This window comes from Corynebacterium curieae, assembly GCF_027570035.1.
Classification (GTDB): domain Bacteria; phylum Actinomycetota; class Actinomycetes; order Mycobacteriales; family Mycobacteriaceae; genus Corynebacterium; species Corynebacterium curieae.
Window position 1 is genome coordinate 1 of the sequence record NZ_JAKMUU010000006.1, and the last position, 21,493, is coordinate 21,493.

Sequence of the window (21,493 nt, forward strand, 5' to 3'; positions counted from 1 at the left end):
CCGCGCGGGATCTGGGGGCTAATTGATCGAAATGCGAAAAAGAAGAGCGCACCGCGAAGGGACCCCGCGCTCCGCGCCGGGAACGGCGCTTGGAGAGGTTCGCTCTAGAGAATCTCACCCGGGTTATACGAGGCAGCCTTGGGGTGCTCGCCTACTAGGGCGTTGATGCGGTTGAGGACCTGGCTGACCTGGGACTCAGCGGCACCGATGAAGGCGTGCTTATCGGCTAGGGCGGCCTCGAGGTCGGACTCGTCCATGGGCAGGCGATCATCGGCAGCGAGGCGTTGGACTAGGTCCTGCTCTCCGCCGTTTTCACGCATATTAAGCGCAACGGCAACGGCGTTTTCCTTGATGACCTCGTGGGCGGTCTCGCGGCCCACGCCGGCGCGCACGGCCGCCATGAGGATGCGGGTGGTGGCCAGGAAGGGCAGGTAGCGCTCCAGCTCGCGATCAATCATGGCCGGGAAGGCGCCGAACTCATCGAGGACGGTGAGGAAGGTTTCGAATTGGCCGTCGAGGGCGAAGAAGGCGTCGGGAAGCGCGACGCGGCGGACCACGGAGCAGAAGACATCGCCTTCGTTCCACTGCTGCCCAGCCAGGTCTGCTGCCATGGTGAGGTAGCCGCGGAGGATGACTTGCAGGCCGCCGACGCGCTCGCAGGAGCGGGCGTTCATCTTGTGCGGCATAGCAGAGGAGCCGACCTGGCCCTCCTTGAAGCCCTCGGTGACGGTCTCGTTGCCAGCCATGAGGCGGATGGTAGTAGCCAGCGAAGATGGGGCGGCGCCGAGCTCAACCAGCGCGGAGATGGCGTCGAAGTCAAGGGAGCGCGGGTAGACTTGGCCCACGGAATTAAAGATACGGTGGAAGCCTAGGTAATCTGCGATCGCGGTCTCCAAGGAGGCGAGCTTGTCCTCGGATCCTCCCATGAGATCGAGCATGTCCTGAGAGGTGCCCATCGGGCCCTTGATGCCGCGCAGCGGGTAGCGCGCGAGGAGGTCTTCGACGCGTTCGATGGCCAGCAGCATCTCATCGCCGGCCGTGGCGAAGCGCTTGCCCAGCGTCGTGGCCTGCGCGGCCACGTTGTGGGAGCGGCCGGCCATGACCAAGGACTGGTACTCGGCGGCGTGGCGGCCGATGCGCGCGACCACGGCGATGGCCTTATCGCGGATGATCTCCAGCGAGGTATGGATCTGCAGCTGCTCCACGTTCTCGGTGAGATCGCGGCTGGTCATGCCCTTGTGGATGTGCTCGTAGCCGGCCAGCGCATTGAATTCCTCGATGCGGGCCTTCACATCGTGGCGGGTGACGCGCTCGCGCTCCGCGATGGACTCGAGGTTCACGTCCTCGACCACAGCCTCGTAGGCATCGATGGCCTTGGCGGGGATGTCTACGCCCAGGTCCTTCTGGGCGCGCATTACGGCAATCCAGAGCTTGCGCTCCAGGATGATTTTGTGCTCCGGGCTCCAGATATTGGAAAGCTCTGCGGAGGCATAGCGGGAGGACAGGACGTTGGAAATCTTCTTCTTTTCAGCCACGAGGCTATTATTCCATGCCTGCCCCACCGCGGGGTGAAGGGTTAGAGAGAAATCTCACCGTCTTCTGCACGCTTGCCGATGTCCCGGCGCACAAAGCCACCCGCAAACTCGATGCTGTCGACGGTGGCGTAGGCGTCGGCGCGGGCCTCGGCAAGCGTAGCACCCTTGCCGAGCACGCTGAGCACGCGGCCGCCTGCGGTGCGATAAGCCCCATCGGCGTGGGCAGTGCCAGCATGGAGGACGCGCTGCGGATCGTCGAGGGCAGCGCCGGAAATGGCATCGCCCTTGCGCGGGGAAGCCGGGTAGCCTTCGGCCGCCATGACGACGATGACGGCGAAGCCGTCCTCCCACTCCAGCGGCGCGAGCTCGGAGAGCATGCCGGTGGCCGTGGCGTGGAGGGCCTCAGCCAGCGGAGACTTGAGGAGGGAGAGCACGGCCTGGGTCTCAGGATCGCCGAAGCGGCAGTTGAACTCTACGACGGCTGGGCCTTCTTCGCCCCAGGCCAGGCCAGCGTAGAGCAGGCCGGAATAAGGGGTGCCGCGGCGCGCCATCTCCTTGGCTACGGGGATACAGACCTCGTCCACGATGCGCTGCACGCCATCCTCCGGCAACCAGGGCAGCGGGGTGTACGCACCCATACCGCCGGTATTGGGGCCCTCGTCGTTGTCATAGGCGCGCTTGTGATCTTGGGCCGGCAGGAGCGGGATAACGGTCTCGCCGTCGACCAAGCAGAAGAGCGATACCTCGGGGCCGTCAAGGAAGGATTCCAGCAGAACCGGGTTGCCGGCTGCGAGGACGGCATCGACATGGGCGCGGGCGGCGGCGCGGTCTGGGGTGACCACGACGCCCTTGCCGCCGGCCAAGCCATCGTCTTTGACTACGAACTGCGGGCCGAAACGATCGAGGGCGGTTTCAATCTCGTTCTCGTCCGCGCCTGGGCGCAGTTGTTCCGCGCGGGCGGTTTTGACGCCGGCGGCATCCATAACGTCCTTGGCAAAGGCCTTGGAACCCTCGATTTGGGCTGCTTCCTTGCTGGGGCCGAAGACCGCGATGCCGGCCGCACGCAGGGCGTCGGCTACGCCAGCAACGAGGGGAACCTCAGGGCCGATGACTACGAGGTCCGCGGCGATATTCCGGGCGAGCTCCACCATGCGGTCAGCGTCATCTACCTGGGAGTATTCCGGGTGGATGGTGGACAGGGCGGACATGGCCGCGCTGCCAGGAGCGGCGTGGATTTCGGTGCTCTTGGGGTCGGCGGACAGGCCCTTGACAAGGGCGTGTTCACGGCCGCCCGAACCAATTACGAGAATGCGCATGCCCACCATCATAACCAGCGGGTAGCCTGGCACACATGGCTTCTGTATTTACAAAGATCATTAAAGGTGAACTACCCGCTCGCTTTGTCTACCGCGATGAGACCTGCGTGGCTTTCCTCTCCATCGAGCCGCTGCGCTACGGCCACACCTTGGTCGTGCCCATCGAGGAAGTAGATAAGTGGACCGACCTGGATCCGCAGACTTGGGCCCACCTCAACGAGGTCGCCCTGGAAATCGGCGGCGCTATCAAGACCGCGTTTGATACCCCGCGTACCGGCTACATCATCGCCGGCTTCGATGTTCCGCATACGCACATCCACCTCTTCCCCACCGAGAAGATGGAAGAGTATGACTTTGCCAAGGCCTTCGACGCCGATAACACCGACGACGCCGCTATGGATGAGGCGGCCGCCCGCATTCGCCAGCACCTCGGCTGCAACGAGGAAGGCTTTCGGGAGGAGGATTAGGCCTCGGAGGGGGCGTCGGCAAGCGCGGGCAGGCGCACCGTGAAGGTGGTGCCGCGGCCGAGCTCGGAGTCGACGCTAATGCTGCCACCGTGCTGCTCCACCAGGGAGTGGACGATGGCCAAGCCCAGGCCGGAGCCGCCGGTATCGCGGGTGCGCGAGGTATCCGCGCGGTAAAAGCGCTCGAAGATATGCGCGGCATCTTCCTGCGACATGCCTTTGCCATCATCACTGACATCGACTAGCACGTCATTGGCCTCGCGGCGCAGGCGCAGCGTCACGGTCGCATCCTCGCCGCCGTGGCGGATGCCGTTGGTCACCAGGTTGAGCAACACCTGGTGCAGGCGGCTGGCATCACCATTGACCACCGGGATGGACTTGGCGTCATTGGCCACCGTAATCTCGCGGCCGGGGAAGGCCGCGCGCGCGGAAGAGCCCACGGACAGGGCCAGCTCCAATAGGTCCACTGGGCGCAGGTCTAGACGCGTGCCCTCGGCGCGGGTAAGGGCCAGCAGGTCCTCCACCAGTAAGGACATGCGCTTGGACTCATCATCGATCTTGGAAAAGACCAGGTCCACGTCCTTGGTGGCGCCGGAGCGATAAAGCTCGGTATAGCCGCGCAGGCTCGTCAGCGGCGTGCGCAGCTCATGCGAGGCATCGCCCACAAAGCGGCGCATCTGTTCCTCTTTTTCCTGCGCGCGCACGACGGAGCGCTGCAGCTGCCCCAACATGATATTGAGCGCAGCAGCCAGCTGGCCCACCTCGGTGTGCAGCGGCCACTTGGGCACGCGCTTGTCTAGGTCTCCGGCCGCGATTTGCGACGCCGTCTTTTCCACCACCCGCAGCGGCCGCAACGCCCTGCGGATAAACCAGAAACCTACGGCCGCAATGGCAGCCAAAGCGATGGCGGCAATGGTCACCTGCACCATGGCTAGGCCGTGCAGGATTTCCTTCTCATGGGTCATATCCTTGGCGATGACCGTGATGACGCCATTGGAATCCGCAAAAGCGAGCGCACGCCACTTCGTATTGTTCTCGATGGAGCCAACGGTGGTGGGATAGCCGCCGAGCGGGATATTTTCCGCATTCGGCGTGGTGGAAGACGGCCCCGAGTAGCGGATGGTGCCATTAGGCAGGTAATTCAGCACCACGTATTCGGTGGGCGGGCGCTTGGTGTGATCACCGATAAAGAAGTCATTGCTAATATCGCGTGCCCAGGTAGTTGATGCGGAGCGCAGCTCATCATCAACGTTATTGAACAGCACGTTGCGCATGATGGAGTTCACCGCAAAGGACGAGCCGGTGATGCCCAGTCCAGAAACTACGACGAGGAGGATGACCAGCCACGTGCGCAGCGGCATCGCCTGCGGAATCCGGGATAGCATCCGCCGCTTGGAGGATTTTCCCTCCCCCTCGTCTTGCCCCAGATCTTCATGCCACATGGACTGTGGGCGCGCCGCCGCTGGGGCTTGGTCCTGGTTCTCCTGTGAATCTTCCATCACTACAGCACTTTAGGAGCGCGGGGTGCGCAGTACATAACCCACGCCGCGCACGGTGTGGATCAACTGAGTATCACCCGTATCGATCTTGCGGCGCAGGTAGGAGATATAAGATTCCACCACGTTACCATCGCCGCCGAAATCGTAGTGCCAGACGTTGTCCAAGATCTTGGACTTGGAGAGCACCACTTCCTTGTTTTGCATCAGGTAGCGCAGGAGGTTGAACTCGGTGGGAGAAAGCTCGATGAGCTCGCCGGCTTTGGTGACCTCATGGGTGTCATCATTAAGCGTGAGGTCCGCGTAGCTCATGGTGGCATCGTTGGTGGACTCTTCCGCCGCACCGCCGCGGCGCATGATAACGCGCAGGCGGGTGATGACCTCTTCTAGGCTAAATGGCTTGGTCACGTAGTCATCCGCGCCAATGGTAAGGCCGTGGATGCGCTGGTCCACACCATCCTTTGCCGTCAGGTACAGCACCGGGCCATCCAGCCCCTCCTGGCGTAGCTTGCCCAGCAGCTCGAAGCCGTCCATTCCTGGCATCATGACGTCCAGAATGTAGGCATCTGGGTTTACCTCGCGGGCCACGCGCAGCGCCTCGTTGCCGGAATTGGCGCTGTAGACGTCGAAGTTCTGGAACTTCAACGATACGGTGAGCAGCTCCACGATATTGGGCTCGTCATCGACGACAAGAACCTTGGCGAGTTTATTGTCTTCCATGTTCTCTTCAGACTCCCTTAAAGGTTGTGATTTTCTAACACGCCATCATGACACGCTTGCTTCCCAGCCTACTGAAGAGTTTCTGCCTGATTCCTGTGAACGTGGATGCTCGCCCTGGCCTCCACATAAGAAAACCACGCCCCTCTCCTCGATGAGGAGCAAGGGCGTGGCAGCTAACGCGGTGGACTATTTAGAAGTCCTGCGGGCGCGGAATATTACGCAGGTTGGACTTTGCCATGGTGATCATCTGGCCCACGCCGCCGTCTAGGACGGTGCGGGTTGCAGCCTTGGAAAAGCCCATGAGCTGCTCGATGGTCAGCGTCGGCGGCAGGGACAGGGCGTTGGGGTCCGTGACGACGTCGATGAGAGCCGGGCCATTGTAGGCCAACGCCTTCTTGATCTGCTTCGGCGCGTCCTTCGGATCCTCGATGCGGAAGTGCTTGATGCCGGAAGCCTCTGCAATCTTGGCAAAGTTGACGGACTCATGATCGGTCTCGTGCTCCGGTAGACCCTGAACCAGCATCTCCAGCTTAACCATGCCCAAAGAAGAGTTATTGAACACGAACATCTTGATGGGCAGGTTGTGCAGCTTCACGGTGAGCAGCTCGCCCATCAGCATGGACAGCCCACCATCGCCGGAGAAGGTGATGACCTGGCGGCCCGGGTTAGCGGCCTGAGCGCCCAGCGCCTGCGGCAGAGCATTGGCCATCGTGCCGTGGCGGAAGGAACCGATCTGCTCGCGCTTGCCATTAGCGGTGATGTAGCGAGCGCCCCACACGTTGCACATGCCGGTATCGACGGTGAAGATGGCGTCCTCATCCGCATTCTGGTCAATAAGATCCGCTACATACTCTGGGTGGATCGGGGTGTGCTTGTCCACGTTGGAGGTATAAGCCTCCACGACGTGCTCCAGCTTGCCGTAGTGCTTCTTGAGCATCTTATCCAAGAAGGAACGGTCCTTCTTCTCATCCACGTGCGGCAAGATGTTTTCGATGGTGGCGGCTACGTCACCGGTGACTGGGTAGGAAATCTTGGTGCGGCGGCCGATGTGTGCGCCATTGATATCCACCTGTGCCACGTTGGCATCCGGCAGGAAGTCGTTGTACGGGAAGTCAGTGCCCAGCAGGATAAGCAGATCCGCCTCGTGGGTGGCCTCGTGCGCTGCGCCGTAGCCCAGCAGGCCGTTCATACCCACATCGAACGGGTTCTCGTACTGGATGTACATCTTGCCGCCCAGGGCGTGGCCAATTGGGGCCTTGATCTTCTCGGCGAGCTTAAGCACCTGCTCGCGGGCGTCCTTGACGCCAGCGCCTACGAAGAGGGTAACGGACTTAGCCTCATTGATGGCCTGGGTGAGCGCTGCAGCCTCTACTGGGTCTGGGTAGACAACTGGGCGGCCAGCGGAGATCTTGGACTCGACAAAGGCATCATCTTCCGCCTCCTGCATGGAGACGTCACCCGGGATAACAAGGACGGAAACGCCATTGCCCGCCATGGTGGACTGGATGGCATGGTGCAGGACAACGCCGCCCTGCTCAGCGGAGTTCACCATCTCGCAGTAGCCAGAGCACTCCTGGAAGATGGCCTCCGGATGGGTCTCCTGGAAGAACTTGGAGCCGATCTGGCGAGAAGGGATATGGGAGGCTAGGGCTAGGACCTTTGCACCGTTGCGGTGGGCGTCGTACAGGCCCTGGATGAGGTGGGTATTGCCTGGGCCGCAGGATGCGGCACACACAGCCAGCTTGCCCGTGGTCAGGGAATCTGCCTCAGCGGCAAAGGCTGCGGCCTCCTCGTTGCGGACGTGGATCCACTCGATGGAGGAGCGGCGAACGGCGTCCACAATCGGGTTCAGGGAGTCACCGACGAGGCCATAAATGCGCTCGACACCCTGCTTTTCTAGGGTGTCAACCAGCTGTTCTGCGTAGTTACGTGCCATTAACAATCATCCTTTAACTCTTAATTGGTGTTAATACCACTGTGCTACTTAGAACGCAGGAAAGTCCACTATTCTCTTATACACTCACACACCACGTTCAGCTGTGAGGAAGGTAATACTAACCTATCTTCAGCTGCAAACTGCAACGACCGTTCGGTACTGTTTACAGCGCTATGAGTATCCCCCCACCTCGCGTGCTTACTTCCACCGCCGCGGCCCCCTCGGCCAGACAGCGGTGGTCTTTGTGCGCCGTCATCTCTCTGGGGCTACTCATGGTTGGACTGGATAACTCCATCCTCTACACCGCGCTGCCACAGCTTGCGCAGCAACTGCACACCACCGATACCCAGCAACTGTGGATCATTAATGCCTATGCTTTGGTGCTCTCCGGCTTCCTTCTTGGGGCCGGCACGCTGGGAGATCGCACCGGCCACCGGCGGATGTTCCTCATCGGCTTGGCCATCTTTGGCGGCGCATCCCTACTCGCCGCCTATTCCCCCAGCGCTTGGACGCTGATAGCCAGCCGCGCGTTCCTAGGATGCGGCGCCGCCATCATGATGCCGTCTAGCCTCGCGCTAATCCGCCTTACTTTTCCCAACGAGGTAGAGCGCAACACGGCCATTGGCATCTGGAGTTCTGTCGCCGTCATCGGCGCGGCGGCCGGCCCCACCGTAGGCGGCTTTTTCTTGGAACATTTTTGGTGGGGCTCCGTCTTCCTCCTCAACGTCCCCCTCGTGGCAGTAGCCATAGCGTTGACTCTGCTGCTCGCCCCACCGAATGTCCCTAATCCCCATAAGTATTGGGACTTCCCCTCGTCCCTGTATTCCCTTATCACTCTTGCCAGCCTGGTTCTGGCCATCAAATCCCTGGCGGATAATTGGCCGGTATGCGCCGCTGCGGCCGTCGCCTTTGTCTGCGGTGCGCTCGCCTTTGCTCGCCGCCAGGCTCGACTCTCGGATCCTCTCCTGACCTTCGACGTTTTCCGCTCCCGCATCTTCAGCGGTGGGGCGCTAACGGCCGGCGGCGCTATGTTCTGCCTTGCCGGATTGGAGCTTTTAAGTACCCAAAAGCTCCAGCTTGTCGACGCCCTATCACCCCTTAACGCCGGCATCATCATCTCCGCCATGGCGCTATCCGCGATTCCCACCTCCATCCTGGGCGGCGCCACCTTGCACCGCGTGGGATTCCTTCCGCTCATTAGCGGCGGATTTCTCTTCATGGCCGCCGGCATGGCCTTAGTGGTGTGGACCGGTGGCACTATGCTTCCCTTAATGGTCTGCGGACTGGTACTTACCGGCCTTGGCGCAGGCCTCGCCATGTCCGTATCCTCTACCGCCATCATTAATGCCGCACCGCCCCACCGCGCCGGCATGGCCTCTGGCGTAGAAGCGGTCTCCTACGAGTTCGGCACCCTCATCTCCATTGCACTCACCGGCTCTCTCGTGCCGCTATTGATGGCCAGGAAACTGCCGCCCCATCTCTCAGAACTGGGAACAGACGCGCTCCACCACCATTCCTCCCACGCGGCCGCCACAAGCGCCTACAATGCCGGATATCTTTTCACCATTGGCGGCCTAGCCTGTTTTGCTTTACTCCTTGCTGCGATAACCGCCTGGTGTTTCCGCGATAATCCCAAATCAGGAGATCCGCATGCCGCGCATCAACAAAAAGACCGCAGCCCTTGAAGCTGCGCTCGACATCATTGCCGCAGAGGATGTCTCCGGCCTCACCTATGACTCCCTGGCGCAGGCGACTGGCATGTCCAAGTCCGGGCTTATCTACCACTTTCCTACCCGCCACGACCTACTGGTAGATTGTCACCGGTTTTGCGCCGAGCGCTGGGAAGAAGAACTCGAGCATCTAGCCGGCGGCCGCCCTGCTAGCGAGCTCAGCTTGGCCGAGCGTTCCCGCGCGCTCGTGTTGTCCATGGGCAAAAATGACCCCCTCGTCAAGCTTTTGATGTGCGTGCACTCCCAAACCCACCCAGATTTTTCCAATCAGTGGGCGGATGTGGATGCGCGGTGGATGGTGGACCCTTCCTCCGCCGAGACGGACGAGGATGACCTGCTGGTCATGCTGCTGAGTACCGGACTGTGGGTCCACGATCATCTCAACCAACGCAAGCTCTCCCCCGCCAATCGCCAGCGCATGGTTGACCGGCTGCGCGCGCTTATCGATTCCCCCACACAAAGCCACGAAGGCTAGGCCCCCATCTAGGCCCAGCCTCCATTTGAGCTGGAGACGAGACTTGAACTCGCAACCTACGCATTACAAGTGCGTTGCGCTACCAATTGCGCCACTCCAGCACCGCGGGAGAAACCCGCTCGTTGCATAGTACCCGAGCACCGGCCGCAAAGGGAAAGCCGGTCTCCCCCATCTATGCATCGGGTAGGTACAAGGGCTAAAGTTCAGGCAGAATCTATCCCAGTTTCCCAGCGCTTTATCGAGGGTTATTTCCGTGTCATTTTTGTCCGCTATGCGGGAGCGCCTGCGCGCTTCCTCGGGCCAAGTAGCCATCATCGACGCGGCTAAAGCCGCACCGCCGCCATCCCCACTCGCCCCGGTCGATCTCACCGACGCCGCCCAAGTTACCGGCGTCATGGAAATCGCCGCCCGCATTGGCGAACTCCTCATCGGCGCCGGCACCGCCAACTCGGATGCCCGCGCCCAGGTCCACCTGGCGGCCTCTTCTTATGGCCTGCACTACTGCCACGTGGACATCTTGATGAATGCCATTACCATCCACACCACCATCGGAACCGGCGAGCGGCGCCAGAACCTGCACGTCTTCCGCGTGGTGCCGAGCATTGGTGTGGATTTCTCCAAGCTCTCGGCCGTCGATAAGCTCATTCGCTCCATCCACTCCGGCCAGATGCCGCCGGCAATGGCGGAGCAGCGACTCGACGAGATTGACCGCATGCCCGCCCCCTATAAGCCGTCCACGGTGATGCTCGGCTGGGGCGCGATGGGCGGCCTGATTTCTATGATGCTTGGCGGCGACCTGCTCGTCGGCGTGGTGGCGTTTGTCGTTTCCGCATTCATTATGGGGTTGAACGCCTGGTTGGCCAACTACCGCCTGCCGCCGTTCTATCAAAATGTGGTCGGCGGGTTCTTTGCGGTCTTCCCGGCCGCCATTTTGTACAACGTGGCCGCCTCCTTCGGCATTAATTTCTCACCCGCGCAGATTATCGCCTCCGGCATCATCGTGCTGGTGGCGGGGCTGACGTTGGTGCAATCGCTTGTCGACGGCATCACGCGCGCCCCTGTTACCTCCTCCGCCAGATTCTTCGAGGCACTGCTGTCTACCGGCGCCATCATCGCCGGCGTAGGCGTGGGCATCCAGCTGGCCGATTCGCTGGGCTTTAACCTGCCGCCACTGGCCACGCTAGCCCCGCCGGTCTACCACGAAATTCCACTGCTGGTGGTGCTTGGCGGCACCGGTTCCGCTGCCTTTGCACTGGCCTGCGGCGCTGCTTGGATTGAGGTCACCATGTCCGGACTGACGGCCGCGGCCGGCATGATTTTCTACTACTTCGTGGTCGTGCCCTTCGGTGTGGGCCCAGTGATTGCCTCAGGTCTGTCCGCGGTGGTCGTCGGCCTCGCCGGTGGTTTGATGTCGCGCCGCTGGGGCATCCCACCGCTTATCACCATGATCGTGGGCTATACGCCTATGCTTCCCGGCCTTATGCTTTATCGCGGCATGTACGCCTCGCTCAATGAGCAGATGATTACCGGCTTTACCAATATGGCAACGGCGCTGGCTATTTCCGGCGCGCTGGCCGCCGGCGTGGTGCTGGGCGAGCGCGTGGCCCGCCGCCTGCGCCGCCCGCAGTACTTCCGCCCGTACACCACCTTCAAGCGCATCGGCCGGTTCTCCTTCCACAAGGCCACACACCTCGCTCGCAAGGCCCCGCGCATCCCGCGCGTGCCGATGTCCCCGTTCGCCCCGCGCGTTACCCGCCCAGAGCTACCGCCCAAGCTCGGGCCGAAGCCGCCGCAGCAAGACTCGCGCCACGAGGTCCAAAGCCGTGCGCCACACGCCCGCCCAGCAACTGACCTGTGGCCGGAGGATTCCCAGTGGCCGGCCCAGCCACAAGCGCGCGAGAAGACCACCTATACGGTGCCAGGCACCGAAACGTTCCAGGCGCAGAAGCCAGGGCAGCCGGGCACGGATTCCGGACCCGAGCGGCCGTAAACGCCGCCGGTAGCGTACAATATTTGCTCTGATAGCTTTTCTTGCAAGCGCTTAAGTAGTTTCCACAACGTTCAGGAGGACACGTCGTGCCACCCAAGGTCCAAGACACCCACCCACAGGCTGACCAGAATCACGCCCTTGAGGAAGAGACCTCCCGCGCAGCCCGCCGCATCGTGGCCACCTATGCGCAGGACTTCCTCGATGGCGTGACCCTGATGTCCATGCTGGGCGTGGAACCAAAGGGCTTGGTGCACAAGAAGGTCCTAGCGGAGCAAGCCGATGCCGCTCCGAAGAAGTCGACCAAGAAATCCAGCAAGAAGTCAACCAAAAAGTCCACTAAGAAATCGACAAAGAAGTCGACCAAGAAGGCCACCAAAAAGGCGACGAAGAAGGCCTCCAAGAAGGCTACAAAGAAGTCCGCTAAGAAGTCTTAAGCTATTCTTGCACCATGAGTGAGCGTGGCAATGACTTCGTGGTGGTGGCTAACCGCCTGCCGGTAGACCTAGAAACACAGCCCGATGGCAGCCATACTTGGACGCCCTCGCCCGGCGGCTTGGTTGCCGCCTTATCGCCGGTTCTCGAGGCCCACGAGGGCTGCTGGGTGGGCTGGCCCGGCGTGACTGATGCCGCGCCCGAGCCCTTCCGTACCGATGCCGGTGTGCTCTTGCACCCAGTCAAGCTCACCGAGGCCGATTTCGAGGGCTTTTATGAAGGCTTTTCCAACGCCACCCTGTGGCCGCTCTACCACGATCTCATCGTCACCCCCACCTATGACCGCGATTGGTGGCACGCCTATCGCGAGGTCAACCTGCGCTTTGCAGATGAAGTAGCCGAAGTCGCCGCCGAGGGCGCCACCGTGTGGGTACAGGACTATCAGCTACAGCTTTTGCCCGGCATCCTGCGCCAAAAACGCCCCGATCTCACCATCGGATTCTTCCTGCACATCCCGTTTCCCTCTGCCGATCTCTTCCGCCAGCTACCTTGGCGCGAAGAAATCGTGCGCGGCTTGCTCGGCGCGGATCTCATCGGCTTCCACTTAGAGGCTAATGCCCGGAACTTCTTGGGGCTCGCCCGCCGCCAGGGCCTCGAGGTTTCCGGCGAGGCCAGCACCCGCGAGGTCACCGCGCATATTCACCTTCCACAAGGCCGCACCATCGGCGTGGGCGCGTTCCCCATTTCCATCGCCGCGAAGGACTTTGCCGCATTCACCGCGGAGGATGAAAGGGGCGTTACCAAGCTGCGCGAAGAGCTGGGCTCACCCCAGCGCATCATCTTGGGCGTAGATCGCCTCGATTACACCAAGGGCATCCTGCAGCGGCTCACCGCATTTGAGGAGCTGCTGGAGACCGGCGCGCTCGATCCAGAGGAGGTCGCGCTGGTGCAGCTGGCCACACCTTCGCGCGAGCGCCTCGACCATTACAAGGCCACCCGCTCCAAGGTGGAAGAGGCCGTCGGCCGCATCAATGGGCGCTTTGCCCGCGTTGGCCACCCGGTGGTGCACTACCAGCACCGGGGCGTGGCCAAAAGCCTACTGCGCTGCTACTACCGCATGGCCGATGTCATGCTGGTCACCCCCTTCAAGGACGGCATGAACCTGGTAGCCAAGGAGTATGTGGCCTGCCACGATAATGGATCGGGCGCGCTCGTCCTCTCCGAGTTTGCCGGCGCGGCCGATGAGCTTAGCCAGGCCTACCTGTGCAACCCCTTCGATATCGAGTCCGTCAAGGCCGCCTTGCTCAATGCGCTCAAGGCTCTTGACGACGCCCCCTCGGCAATGTCTCAACGCATGCTCACCATGCACCAGCAGGTCACCGAGCACGACGTGCAGCTCTGGTCCCAATCCTTCTTGGGATGCCTGCGCGATGCCGACGCCCAGGGGGACGGCGCATGATGCCTCGCTTCCCCCGCCTTGCCGCCACACTGTTCACTGCGGTGAGTTCCGCGGCCCTGCTTAGCGGCTGCGGCTCTGACGAGGACGAGCCCCAAGCTCCCGGCGATGAGCAGATTCTGGATAAGCAGTGGCAGGTAGTCTCCATCAATACCAATCCGGATGCGGCCTCCACCATCCCGGAGTCCATCCCTCAAGCACCCACGTTGAGCTTTGGTGAATCCACGATGGTGGGAAATACCGGCTGCACCCAGATGGTGGGCAAGGTGACCTATTCCGCCGATGATGAGCGCGAAAATATTCGCGATGGCAACCGCCTCCACTTTGATGAGGTGGATTATGACGAGACCGCCAAGGATTGCCACGGCGCGTCCGTGTGGGCCGATAACCTGCTGCGCAACCTGATTTCCGCGGACCGCGATTTCCGCTATACCGTCAATAGCAATAATCAGCTGGTCTTGGAGCTAGTTTCGGATGCGGTGGACTCGCCGTCTATCAAGTTGGTTTCCCTCGGCGATTAATTACGTAGGCTGGAAGCCATGACGCTTTCAACCACCATCAAGGCCCTTGCCGCCGCCGAGCACCTCGCGGTGGTCTCGGACTTCGACGGCACGCTCTCTCCCTTTGCCACGGCCATCTATGAGGTCGAAATGAACGAGGAATCGCTGCGCGCCCTCGATAAGCTGGCCCACCTGCCGAATACCACCGCGGCGGTGCTCTCCGGCCGCCACCTGGAAGGCCTGCAGCGCGTCTGCCCACTGCGCGAGCCCGTGCTCTTCGGCGGCTCCCACGGCGCCGAATCCTCGTGGGAGAATACCGAACTCACTCCGTCCATGCGCGAGCACCTCGCCACCAAGGAAGCCGAGATTCGCGAGATCATGGAGCGCTTCCCCGGCGCGGATATCGAGGTCAAGCCCTTCCAGCGCGTGTTGCACCTGCGCGCGCTCGAGGACTCCGACCCAGAGGCTGCCGCCCAAGCTTATGAGGCCGGCCTCGCGCTCGATCCGGGCGGCTTCCCGCGCACGGCCGGCAAGTCCGTCGTGGAGTTCTCCGCCACCCAGGCCACCAAGGGCACTTGGTTAGACCAGCTACGCGAGCGCACCAGCGCCACCGCCATGGTTTTCTTGGGCGATGACGTCACCGATGAGGATGGTTTCCGCGCCCTGCACCAGCCGCCGGACGTTGGCGTGAAGGTCGGCGAGGGCGATACGGCGGCCGTAGTGCAGCTTGCCGACGTCGACGCCGTCGCCCACTTCCTCACCGAGCTCGCCGCCGCCCGCGCGGCCCACACCGGCGCCACCGACGCCACCAGCGGCACGGGTGACAGCGCCTAGCGAGGCGGCGCCACGGTCCTCCCAGCCGCAAAGCTCGTCTGCAGCACACGCCGCGGCACTGCTCCCTCATCCGCGCCGGATGACTCAGCGCCGGCGATGAGCTTGGCAAGCATGTGGCCGGCGGCCGCGCCTTTGGCCTTATTGGGCTGAATAATCGTGGTCAGCCCGATTCTTTGCGCAGCATCGATACCATCGAAGCCGGTAACGGAAAGATCGCCCGGAATATCGATGCCCTGCTCCCGCGCATAGGTCATAACACCTAGCGCCATGGAGTCGGTGGTGCATAAGACAGCGGTGAGGTCTGGGTGGGCGTCGAGAAGCAACTGCGCCGCCGCCCGCGTGGTCTGCGCATCGTTGATGTGCTGGGTGACCACGGGAACGGTCTCGGGCGCGATGCCCGCCCGCGCAAACACGTCCATAGCGCCCATCACCCGCGCGCGCTGGACGTGCATATCCGCACCTTGCAGCTCACCCCAAGAAATGGGGCCATCATGGCGCTCGCGCTTGAGACGAATCGCCAGCACACCAATCTTGCGGTGGCCAGCCTCCACCAGCGCACGGGCGGCCGGGGCAATCGCCGCACGGTCATCGATACCTACGAACGGCAGGCCCGAGTCCGTCGGCTGATCACAGACCACCACCGGTAGCCCCCGCCCGCGTGCCGCCTCGAGGTAGGCATCCCCGGCCGCCACGGAATAGACCACAAAGCCATCCACCGCGGCCGCGCCCACCAAGCTGGCGGCCTCCGCTTCGCCTTCCGGACCGGCCGGGATGAGGGTGAGCGTGGTCTGCGCGCCGGCCGAGGCCTCTGCCATGCCGGCCAAGAAATCCACCGAAGCCATGTCCTCGAAGGCATAGGACAGGTGCTCGGTCAACAGCACGCCCACCGAACCCGCGCGACGGGTGCGCAGGCTGCGGGCCGTGGGGTCCGGCCCGGGGTACCCCCGCGCCTTCGCGGCGGCCAGAATGCGCTCGCGGGTCGCGGCCGAAAGCTGGTCCGGCCGGCTATAGGCATTGGACACCGTCGTGCGCGAAACACCCAGTTCGGCGGCCAGTGAGGCCAGCGTCTTGCGGGTGGGGCTACGTTTCACCATGGCCGCAAGCTTACCCCGTGGCCGCGTTTTCAATACATATTCAATTGACAATGGTTCCCATCAAGGCCACACTGGGAGCTATGCAAAAATCACTTCGCGCAACCACCGCCCTCCTCGCGGCCGGTGGCCTTCTGCTTACCGCCACCGCCTGCGCTTCCTCCGACTCAAAGGACTCGGACGCCGAGCCAGGCGCGCAGAAGAAGATCTCCATCGTCGCTTCCACCTCCATCTGGGCCGATGTTGCCCAAGCCGTGGCCGATACCGCCTCTGGCGTGGATATCGAGGTCAAGCCCATCGTCGAGGGCAACGGCGTCGACCCCCACCACTTCGAGCCTTCCGCGGCCGATATAGCCAGGGCCGAGGACGCCGACGTGCTCGTGGTCAACGGCGGCGGCTACGATTCCTGGATTTATCAGGCCGTCTCCGAGCAGGACAACATCATCTCCGCCCTGCCGCTGACCGATCACGGCAAGCTGGCCGATGACCCCAATGTCATGACCATCGACGCCGCCAAAGCCACCGCCAAGAAGGACCCGGAAAAGGTCACCAATATCGAGGGCAATGAGCACATCTGGTACGACCCTGCCGCGCTCGACGAGGTCGCGGGCACTATCGCCGACCAAATCAATGAGCTAAATACCGACGCGCACGCCAGCACGGAACGCGTGGACTCCCACGTCGACCGCCTGCGCAACAAACTCAAGGAACTGCCGGACAATCTCTCCTACGCACAGACCGAGCCCATCGCGGACTACATCATGAAGTATGCCTCCGGCAAGGACGTCACCCCGGAGGGCTACCGCAAGGCCACCATTTCTGAGGGCGAGCCCACCGCGGCCGACCTCGCGGCCTTCACCAAGGCCATCAAGGAGGACAAGGTGGATCTGCTCATCTTCAACCCGCAGACCGAAACCGATACCGCCGGCCGCATCAAGTCCGCCGCGGAGGATGCGGATGTCACTATCGTCGAAATTGGCGAGACCCCGCCAGACGGTAAGGAATTCTGGACCTACTATGACGAAGTAACCGACTCCCTGGGGCAGCTATAGTGCTCATTCAATTTAAAGACGCGGCGGTCGCCCCGCTGTGGTCCAGCCTTAACCTCGCCGTTGACCGCGGCGAGTTTATCGCCGTTTTGGGCCCCAATGGCGTGGGCAAATCCACCCTGCTCGGTACCATCTTGGGTACCCGCAAGCTTACGGCCGGCAGCGTAGACGTCGGCTGCCGCGTCGGCTTCATCCCGCAGCAACGCATGTTCCCGGCCGATCTTCCCCTGCGCGCCCGCGACTTAGTCTCGCTCTCGCTCGCCCACGGCGCTTTCCGACGCAGCCGCCCGCCCCGCCACCGCGTCGACGAGCTCCTCGCCGAGGTAGGGGCCACCGGCCTGCGCGACCGCCGCGTGGGACAACTATCCGGTGGCCAACAGCAGCTCATCCGGCAGGCTCAGGCGCTGGCCAACGACCCCGAGCTCATCCTCGCCGATGAGCCGCTGCTCTCGCTCGACCCGGCGCGCCAGCAGGCCACCGTGGACAAGCTGGATGCGCTGCGCCGCGAGCGCGGTACCTCCATCATGTTTGTCACCCACGGCATCAACCCGGTGCTCGGCGTGACCGATAAGGTGCTCTACCTCGCCCCCGGCGGCCATACCTTCGGCACGGTGGATGAGGTCATGCGCTCCGATGTCCTTTCCGAGCTCTACGGTTCCAAGGTCAACGTCTTAAACGTCGATGGGAGGCTTATCGTTGTCTAGCTTTGTAGAAGACACCCAGTACCTGCTCAGCGTGGACTTTGTGCAGTCCTCGCTCATCGCCTCCGCGCTACTGGGCATTCTCTCCGGCGTGATGACCTCGCTCATCGTGCTGCGCCAGATGTCCTTTTCCGTCCACGCCACCTCCGAGCTTGCGCTCATGGGCGCCTCGGCCGCGCTGCTTTTCGGCCTCAACCTGGGCTTCGGCGCGGTGGCCGGTGCCATTGTGGCCGCCATTATCCTCGCCGTGCTGGGCTTTAAGGGCCAGCAAGACAGCGCCATCGGCGTGGTCATGAGCTTCGGCCTCGGCCTCTCGGTGCTGTTTTTACACCTCTACCCTGGCAACGCGAATACCGCGATGACGTTGCTGACCGGCCAGATCGTCGGCGTATCTTCGGCCTCGGTGTGGCTTTTGGCCGCGACCACCGTGGTCATCCTCGCCGCCGTGGCCATCCTATGGCGGCCCATGCTCTTCGCCTCGGCCGACCCGGTCATGGCCCAGGCGGCCGGTGTGCCCACCCGTTTCATCTCGGTCGCCTTCGCCGTGCTGGTGGGGCTCGCGGCCGCGCAGTCGGTACAAATCGTTGGCTCGCTGCTCGTTATGGCGCTGCTCATCACCCCCGGCGCGGCGGCCGTGCAGATTACTTCCTCGCCCCTGCGCGCGGTCATGTGGGCGACCCTCTTCGCCGAGGTTTCGGCCGTCGGCGGCTTCGTCTTATCGCTCGCACCCGGCCTGCCGGTCTCGGTTTTCGTCACCACAATTTCCTTTGTCATTTACCTGGTGTGCCGCCTCATTGGCTGGCAGCGCAACAAGAACGCGGTGCGAGACGAAGTCGCCGCCAAACGCTTCCATGCCGACTGCCACAGCACCGCCGAAGAGCACCACGCCGACTAGACTGGGCGGCTATGCACGTACACCGCCGCACCGCGGATGTGGATGGCCGCACCCGCCGCTTTCTCGTCATCGCGCCGGATAATCCCGGCCCGCGCCCTGACCTCTTGCTCTTCTTCCACGGTTCACTGCAATCCGGAAACGTGATGCGCCGCTTTACCAACGGCACCTTCGACGAGCTTGCCGACGCCACCAACACCATCCTCGTCTACCCCGACGGCGTCGACCGCCATTTCAACGATTGCCGCAGCATCCTGCCGGTCACCGCCCGCGCGGAAAACGTCGATGACGTTGCCTTTAGCACTTACCTGGTTAGCGCCATGCAGCGCGAGTTCGGCACTGAGCGCACCTTTGCCTGCGGCTATTCCAATGGTGGGCAGATGGTGCTCCGCCTGCTTTTCGACGCCCCCTTTAGCCTCACCCGCGCCTGCATTTTCGCCTCCACCCTGGGCGAGGGCGATAACCACGCGCCCAGTAACCCGGACGGCTACCGGCCCACGCCGCTGCTGTTTTTCCACGGCACCGCCGACCCGTACGCGCCTTATGAGGGCGGCGTCGCCGGGCTGGACGCCGAGCGCACCCGCGGCCGCGTGCTCTCCGCCCCGGCCACCGCCGAGCGCTTTGCACTAGCCAATGGTTGCCAACGACCGAGCGACTACCACCCCACCCCGGATGTCACCGCCACCGAATACGCCGGCGATTTTCCCGTCGAGCTGTGGACCATGGAAGGCCTCGGCCACGTGATTCCCTCTAACATGAAAACCGACCCACGCATAGGCCCAAATACGGATTCCTTCCGCGCTGTGGATAAAGTCCGCGAGTTCTTCGGCCTCGACACTGCGCAGGCTTAGTTATCCACACCCGCGCCCAATGCGCCGCGCGCCCGCTTGCGCCCGCACTTAACGTGTGGAGCCGTGAACGCGCTACAAACATTCTTGAAAGGCCTAGCCGCCGGCATGGACATCATCGCCGACTGCCATGGCTTGACTAAGCGCGCGCTTATCGACGCCGGCTGCCCCGATACCACCGCCGCTCGCCTTCTCACCCTCGCCGATGCCTACTTCGGCCCCACCGCTTTTAGCCGCCTCCAGCGCGAATCCATCGCAGCGGCCCGCACCAACGAGCACAGCCTCACCGCGTTGCTGGCCATCGAGCGCCACGCCTGCAAGCTGACAAATAAGCGCCAGGCCTGGGCGCTACGCCGGGAGCTATGTGGGATGAAGGGGGACGTGTCGGACGGCGAAAAGCAGGGGCGCAAGCGCGTGCGCGAGATTAAAGGCCCGCCGCAGCGCAAGCCCGGTGTCAAGCTCTACCGCCGCGCCGATGGGCCGTGGACCATGACGATTACCGGCAAATCCGCCGATATCGCGGATATGCACGCCGCGCTTGATAAGGACGCCCCGCTCGATTCTGTACGCAAGATTTTCCAAGGCGACGCCGCTGCTTCCCGCCCAGCCGTGACCACCAATGTGGTGCTGCACTTGGACGAGCTCGACCGCGTCGTCGACACCGCAGGCGATGACATCACACTGCAACTGACCAATGGCGCCCGGATGACCGGCGCGGATCTAGTGCGCCGCGCATTTACCGCGCACGGCTATGTCACCCTTATCCACCCCGTTAAAGGCCCGGTAAACCTCTACCGCACCGAGCGGCTCGCCTCACCGAAGCAACGCACCATGGCCGCCGCGGAAAATCCCACCTGCCCGTGGCCCCAGTGCAATTACCCCGCCGATGAATGCCAAGTCCACCACCTCACCGCGTGGCACCACGGCGGCGAGACCAACCCCGAAAATTTCACCATCGCCTGCCCGTATCACAACGGCGTCAACGACGATGACCCCAACGCCCCGCCGCTGCGCGGCCGCCTAGCCCGGGTGAATGGAACCATTAAGTGGCTGCCGCCCTGGGCAGAAAGTGGTTAGAGATTACTGGGCCGCGCGGCGTTGGCGTGCGAATTCGGAAAGCACGGAACCGGCCGCGACGGAAGCATTGAGAGACTCGACCCAGTCCGTCATCGGGATGGACATGATGACGTCGCAGTTTTCGCGCACCAAGCGGGAAATACCCTTGCCCTCGGAGCCGATGACGATGACTACGGGATCCGTCGCGCCGTTATAGGTATCCAGCGTGTGCTCGCCGCCGGCGTCCAGGCCGACAACCTGGTAACCGCTCTTTTGGAATTGCTGCACGGTGCGGGTGATATTTGTCGCGCGGGCGACCGGCAAGCGCGCCGCCGTGCCGGCCGAGGTACGCCACGCCACGGCGGTCACGGACGCGGAGCGACGCTCAGGGATAATGACGCCGTCGCCACCGAAGGCCGCCACAGAGCGGATAACCGCACCGAGGTTGCGCGGGTCGGTGATGTTATCCAGGATGACGAACATACCTGGGCGCGCATTCTCGGCCGCGCGGGCGATGAGCTCGTCGACGTCGGCGTACTTATACGGCGGAATCTGCAGCCCGATGCCCTGGTGCATGCCATTGCCGGTCATGCGGTCCATCTCGTGGCGCTGCACCTCGATGATGGGGATATTGCGGGTATTGCACATGGCCACGGCCTCGGACAGTCGCTTGTCATTGCGGGTACCAGCCACGATGTAGAGCGTGGTGGCCGGCACCTTTGCGTGCAGACACTCGATGACCGGGTTGCGGCCCACGACCATCTCGGCGGTCTCCTTCTGGTGGCGACCGGAGTTGCGGCGCTCGCGTTCCAGCTTCGCCTTGTGCTTGGCGTGGTAGATGCGGTCCTCCGCCTTGGGCGTCGGGCCCTTGCCGGCCAGCCCCTTACGGCGTTGGCCGCCTGAGCCCTTGGTTGCGCCCTTCTTATTGGTCTTGCGGATTCCCGCGCCACCGCGGCCGTGGGTACGTGCCAT

At 62.9% G+C, this 21,493-nt stretch carries 20 protein-coding genes and 1 tRNA gene; 13 read left to right on the forward strand and 8 right to left on the reverse strand.

What is annotated here, in order from left to right; translation table 11 throughout:
• Window positions 1–104: 104 nt before the first annotated feature.
• Window positions 105–1,535: an adenylosuccinate lyase gene (gene purB / locus L8V01_RS09560; RefSeq protein WP_269946838.1), complete on the reverse strand. Its 1,431-nt coding sequence runs from the start codon at window positions 1,533–1,535 to the stop codon at window positions 105–107.
• Between the two features lie 41 nt (window positions 1,536–1,576).
• On the reverse strand, window positions 1,577–2,851 hold the full coding sequence (purD, locus tag L8V01_RS09565; protein ID WP_269946839.1) for a phosphoribosylamine--glycine ligase: 1,275 nt from the start codon (window positions 2,849–2,851) through the stop codon (window positions 1,577–1,579).
• 35 nt (window positions 2,852–2,886) lie between these two features.
• Here purD and L8V01_RS09570 point away from each other — a divergent pair, with 35 nt between their 5' ends.
• Window positions 2,887–3,318 carry an HIT family protein gene (locus tag L8V01_RS09570; protein WP_259886640.1) on the forward strand — a complete coding sequence of 144 codons (432 nt, stop codon included), beginning with the start codon at window positions 2,887–2,889 and terminating at the stop codon, window positions 3,316–3,318.
• Here L8V01_RS09570 and L8V01_RS09575 read toward each other — a convergent pair.
• The 3 genes from L8V01_RS09575 to L8V01_RS09585 form a co-directional block, all read right to left on the reverse strand.
• Window positions 3,315–4,814 carry a sensor histidine kinase gene (locus L8V01_RS09575; RefSeq protein WP_269946919.1) on the reverse strand — a complete coding sequence of 500 codons (1,500 nt, stop codon included), beginning with the start codon at window positions 4,812–4,814 and terminating at the stop codon, window positions 3,315–3,317. The genes L8V01_RS09570 and L8V01_RS09575 overlap by 4 nt on opposite strands.
• Before the next feature lie 12 nt (window positions 4,815–4,826).
• A complete protein-coding gene (locus L8V01_RS09580) occupies window positions 4,827–5,531 on the reverse strand; it encodes a response regulator transcription factor (RefSeq protein ID WP_269946840.1) in 705 nt (234 codons plus the stop codon).
• Window positions 5,532–5,721: 190 nt separating this feature from the next.
• Entirely contained in the window at window positions 5,722–7,467 is a 1,746-nt protein-coding gene (locus L8V01_RS09585; RefSeq protein WP_269946841.1) for a pyruvate dehydrogenase, read from the reverse strand.
• Between the two features lie 173 nt (window positions 7,468–7,640).
• Here L8V01_RS09585 and L8V01_RS09590 point away from each other — a divergent pair, with 173 nt between their 5' ends.
• Both L8V01_RS09590 and L8V01_RS09595 read left to right on the forward strand, forming a co-directional pair.
• On the forward strand, window positions 7,641–9,152 hold the full coding sequence (locus L8V01_RS09590; RefSeq protein WP_269946842.1) for an MFS transporter: 1,512 nt from the start codon (window positions 7,641–7,643) through the stop codon (window positions 9,150–9,152).
• Window positions 9,118–9,672, forward strand: coding sequence for a TetR/AcrR family transcriptional regulator (locus L8V01_RS09595; RefSeq protein ID WP_269946843.1), 555 nt, complete (start codon window positions 9,118–9,120; stop codon window positions 9,670–9,672). The genes L8V01_RS09590 and L8V01_RS09595 overlap by 35 nt, the downstream gene beginning before the upstream one ends.
• 28 nt (window positions 9,673–9,700) lie before the next feature.
• On the opposite strand, the gene L8V01_RS09600 is transcribed toward L8V01_RS09595, so the two are convergent.
• A tRNA-Thr gene (locus L8V01_RS09600) sits at window positions 9,701–9,773 on the reverse strand.
• Window positions 9,774–9,925: 152 nt separating this feature from the next.
• On the opposite strand from L8V01_RS09600, the gene thrE reads away from it, so the two are divergent.
• From thrE to otsB, 5 genes are all read left to right on the forward strand, one after another.
• On the forward strand, window positions 9,926–11,662 hold the full coding sequence (gene thrE / locus L8V01_RS09605; protein WP_269946844.1) for a threonine/serine exporter ThrE: 1,737 nt from the start codon (window positions 9,926–9,928) through the stop codon (window positions 11,660–11,662).
• An 86-nt stretch (window positions 11,663–11,748) separates the two neighbouring features.
• Window positions 11,749–12,096, forward strand: coding sequence for a hypothetical protein (locus L8V01_RS09610; RefSeq protein WP_269946845.1), 348 nt, complete (start codon window positions 11,749–11,751; stop codon window positions 12,094–12,096).
• Window positions 12,097–12,110: 14 nt separating this feature from the next.
• Window positions 12,111–13,553, forward strand: a complete 1,443-nt coding sequence (locus tag L8V01_RS09615) for an alpha,alpha-trehalose-phosphate synthase (UDP-forming) (RefSeq protein ID WP_269946846.1) — start codon at window positions 12,111–12,113, stop codon at window positions 13,551–13,553.
• Window positions 13,550–14,071, forward strand: coding sequence for an META domain-containing protein (locus L8V01_RS09620; protein ID WP_269946847.1), 522 nt, complete (start codon window positions 13,550–13,552; stop codon window positions 14,069–14,071). Before L8V01_RS09615 ends, L8V01_RS09620 begins: the two co-directional genes overlap by 4 nt.
• 18 nt (window positions 14,072–14,089) lie before the next feature.
• On the forward strand, window positions 14,090–14,884 hold the full coding sequence (otsB, locus tag L8V01_RS09625) for a trehalose-phosphatase (RefSeq protein WP_269946848.1): 795 nt from the start codon (window positions 14,090–14,092) through the stop codon (window positions 14,882–14,884).
• Here otsB and L8V01_RS09630 read toward each other — a convergent pair.
• Window positions 14,881–15,978, reverse strand: coding sequence for a LacI family DNA-binding transcriptional regulator (locus L8V01_RS09630; RefSeq protein ID WP_269946849.1), 1,098 nt, complete (start codon window positions 15,976–15,978; stop codon window positions 14,881–14,883). The two genes, otsB and L8V01_RS09630, sit on opposite strands and share 4 nt — an antisense overlap.
• An 80-nt stretch (window positions 15,979–16,058) precedes the next feature.
• Here L8V01_RS09630 and L8V01_RS09635 point away from each other — a divergent pair, with 80 nt between their 5' ends.
• From L8V01_RS09635 to L8V01_RS09655, 5 genes are all read left to right on the forward strand, one after another.
• A complete protein-coding gene (locus L8V01_RS09635; protein ID WP_269946850.1) occupies window positions 16,059–17,027 on the forward strand; it encodes a metal ABC transporter solute-binding protein, Zn/Mn family in 969 nt (322 codons plus the stop codon).
• Window positions 17,027–17,728, forward strand: coding sequence for a metal ABC transporter ATP-binding protein (locus tag L8V01_RS09640; protein ID WP_269946851.1), 702 nt, complete (start codon window positions 17,027–17,029; stop codon window positions 17,726–17,728). Before L8V01_RS09635 ends, L8V01_RS09640 begins: the two co-directional genes overlap by 1 nt.
• A complete protein-coding gene (locus tag L8V01_RS09645; protein WP_269946852.1) occupies window positions 17,706–18,620 on the forward strand; it encodes a metal ABC transporter permease in 915 nt (304 codons plus the stop codon). Before L8V01_RS09640 ends, L8V01_RS09645 begins: the two co-directional genes overlap by 23 nt.
• Window positions 18,621–18,631: 11 nt before the next feature.
• Window positions 18,632–19,468 (forward strand): CE1 family esterase, encoded by an 837-nt coding sequence (locus L8V01_RS09650; RefSeq protein ID WP_269946853.1) that lies wholly within the window; start codon window positions 18,632–18,634, stop codon window positions 19,466–19,468.
• A 63-nt stretch (window positions 19,469–19,531) separates the two neighbouring features.
• Window positions 19,532–20,542: an HNH endonuclease signature motif containing protein gene (locus L8V01_RS09655; RefSeq protein ID WP_269946854.1), complete on the forward strand. Its 1,011-nt coding sequence runs from the start codon at window positions 19,532–19,534 to the stop codon at window positions 20,540–20,542.
• A 3-nt stretch (window positions 20,543–20,545) separates the two neighbouring features.
• On the opposite strand, the gene rlmB is transcribed toward L8V01_RS09655, so the two are convergent.
• Complete coding sequence (gene rlmB, locus L8V01_RS09660; protein ID WP_049377351.1) at window positions 20,546–21,493, reverse strand: 23S rRNA (guanosine(2251)-2'-O)-methyltransferase RlmB; 948 nt, start codon at window positions 21,491–21,493, stop codon at window positions 20,546–20,548.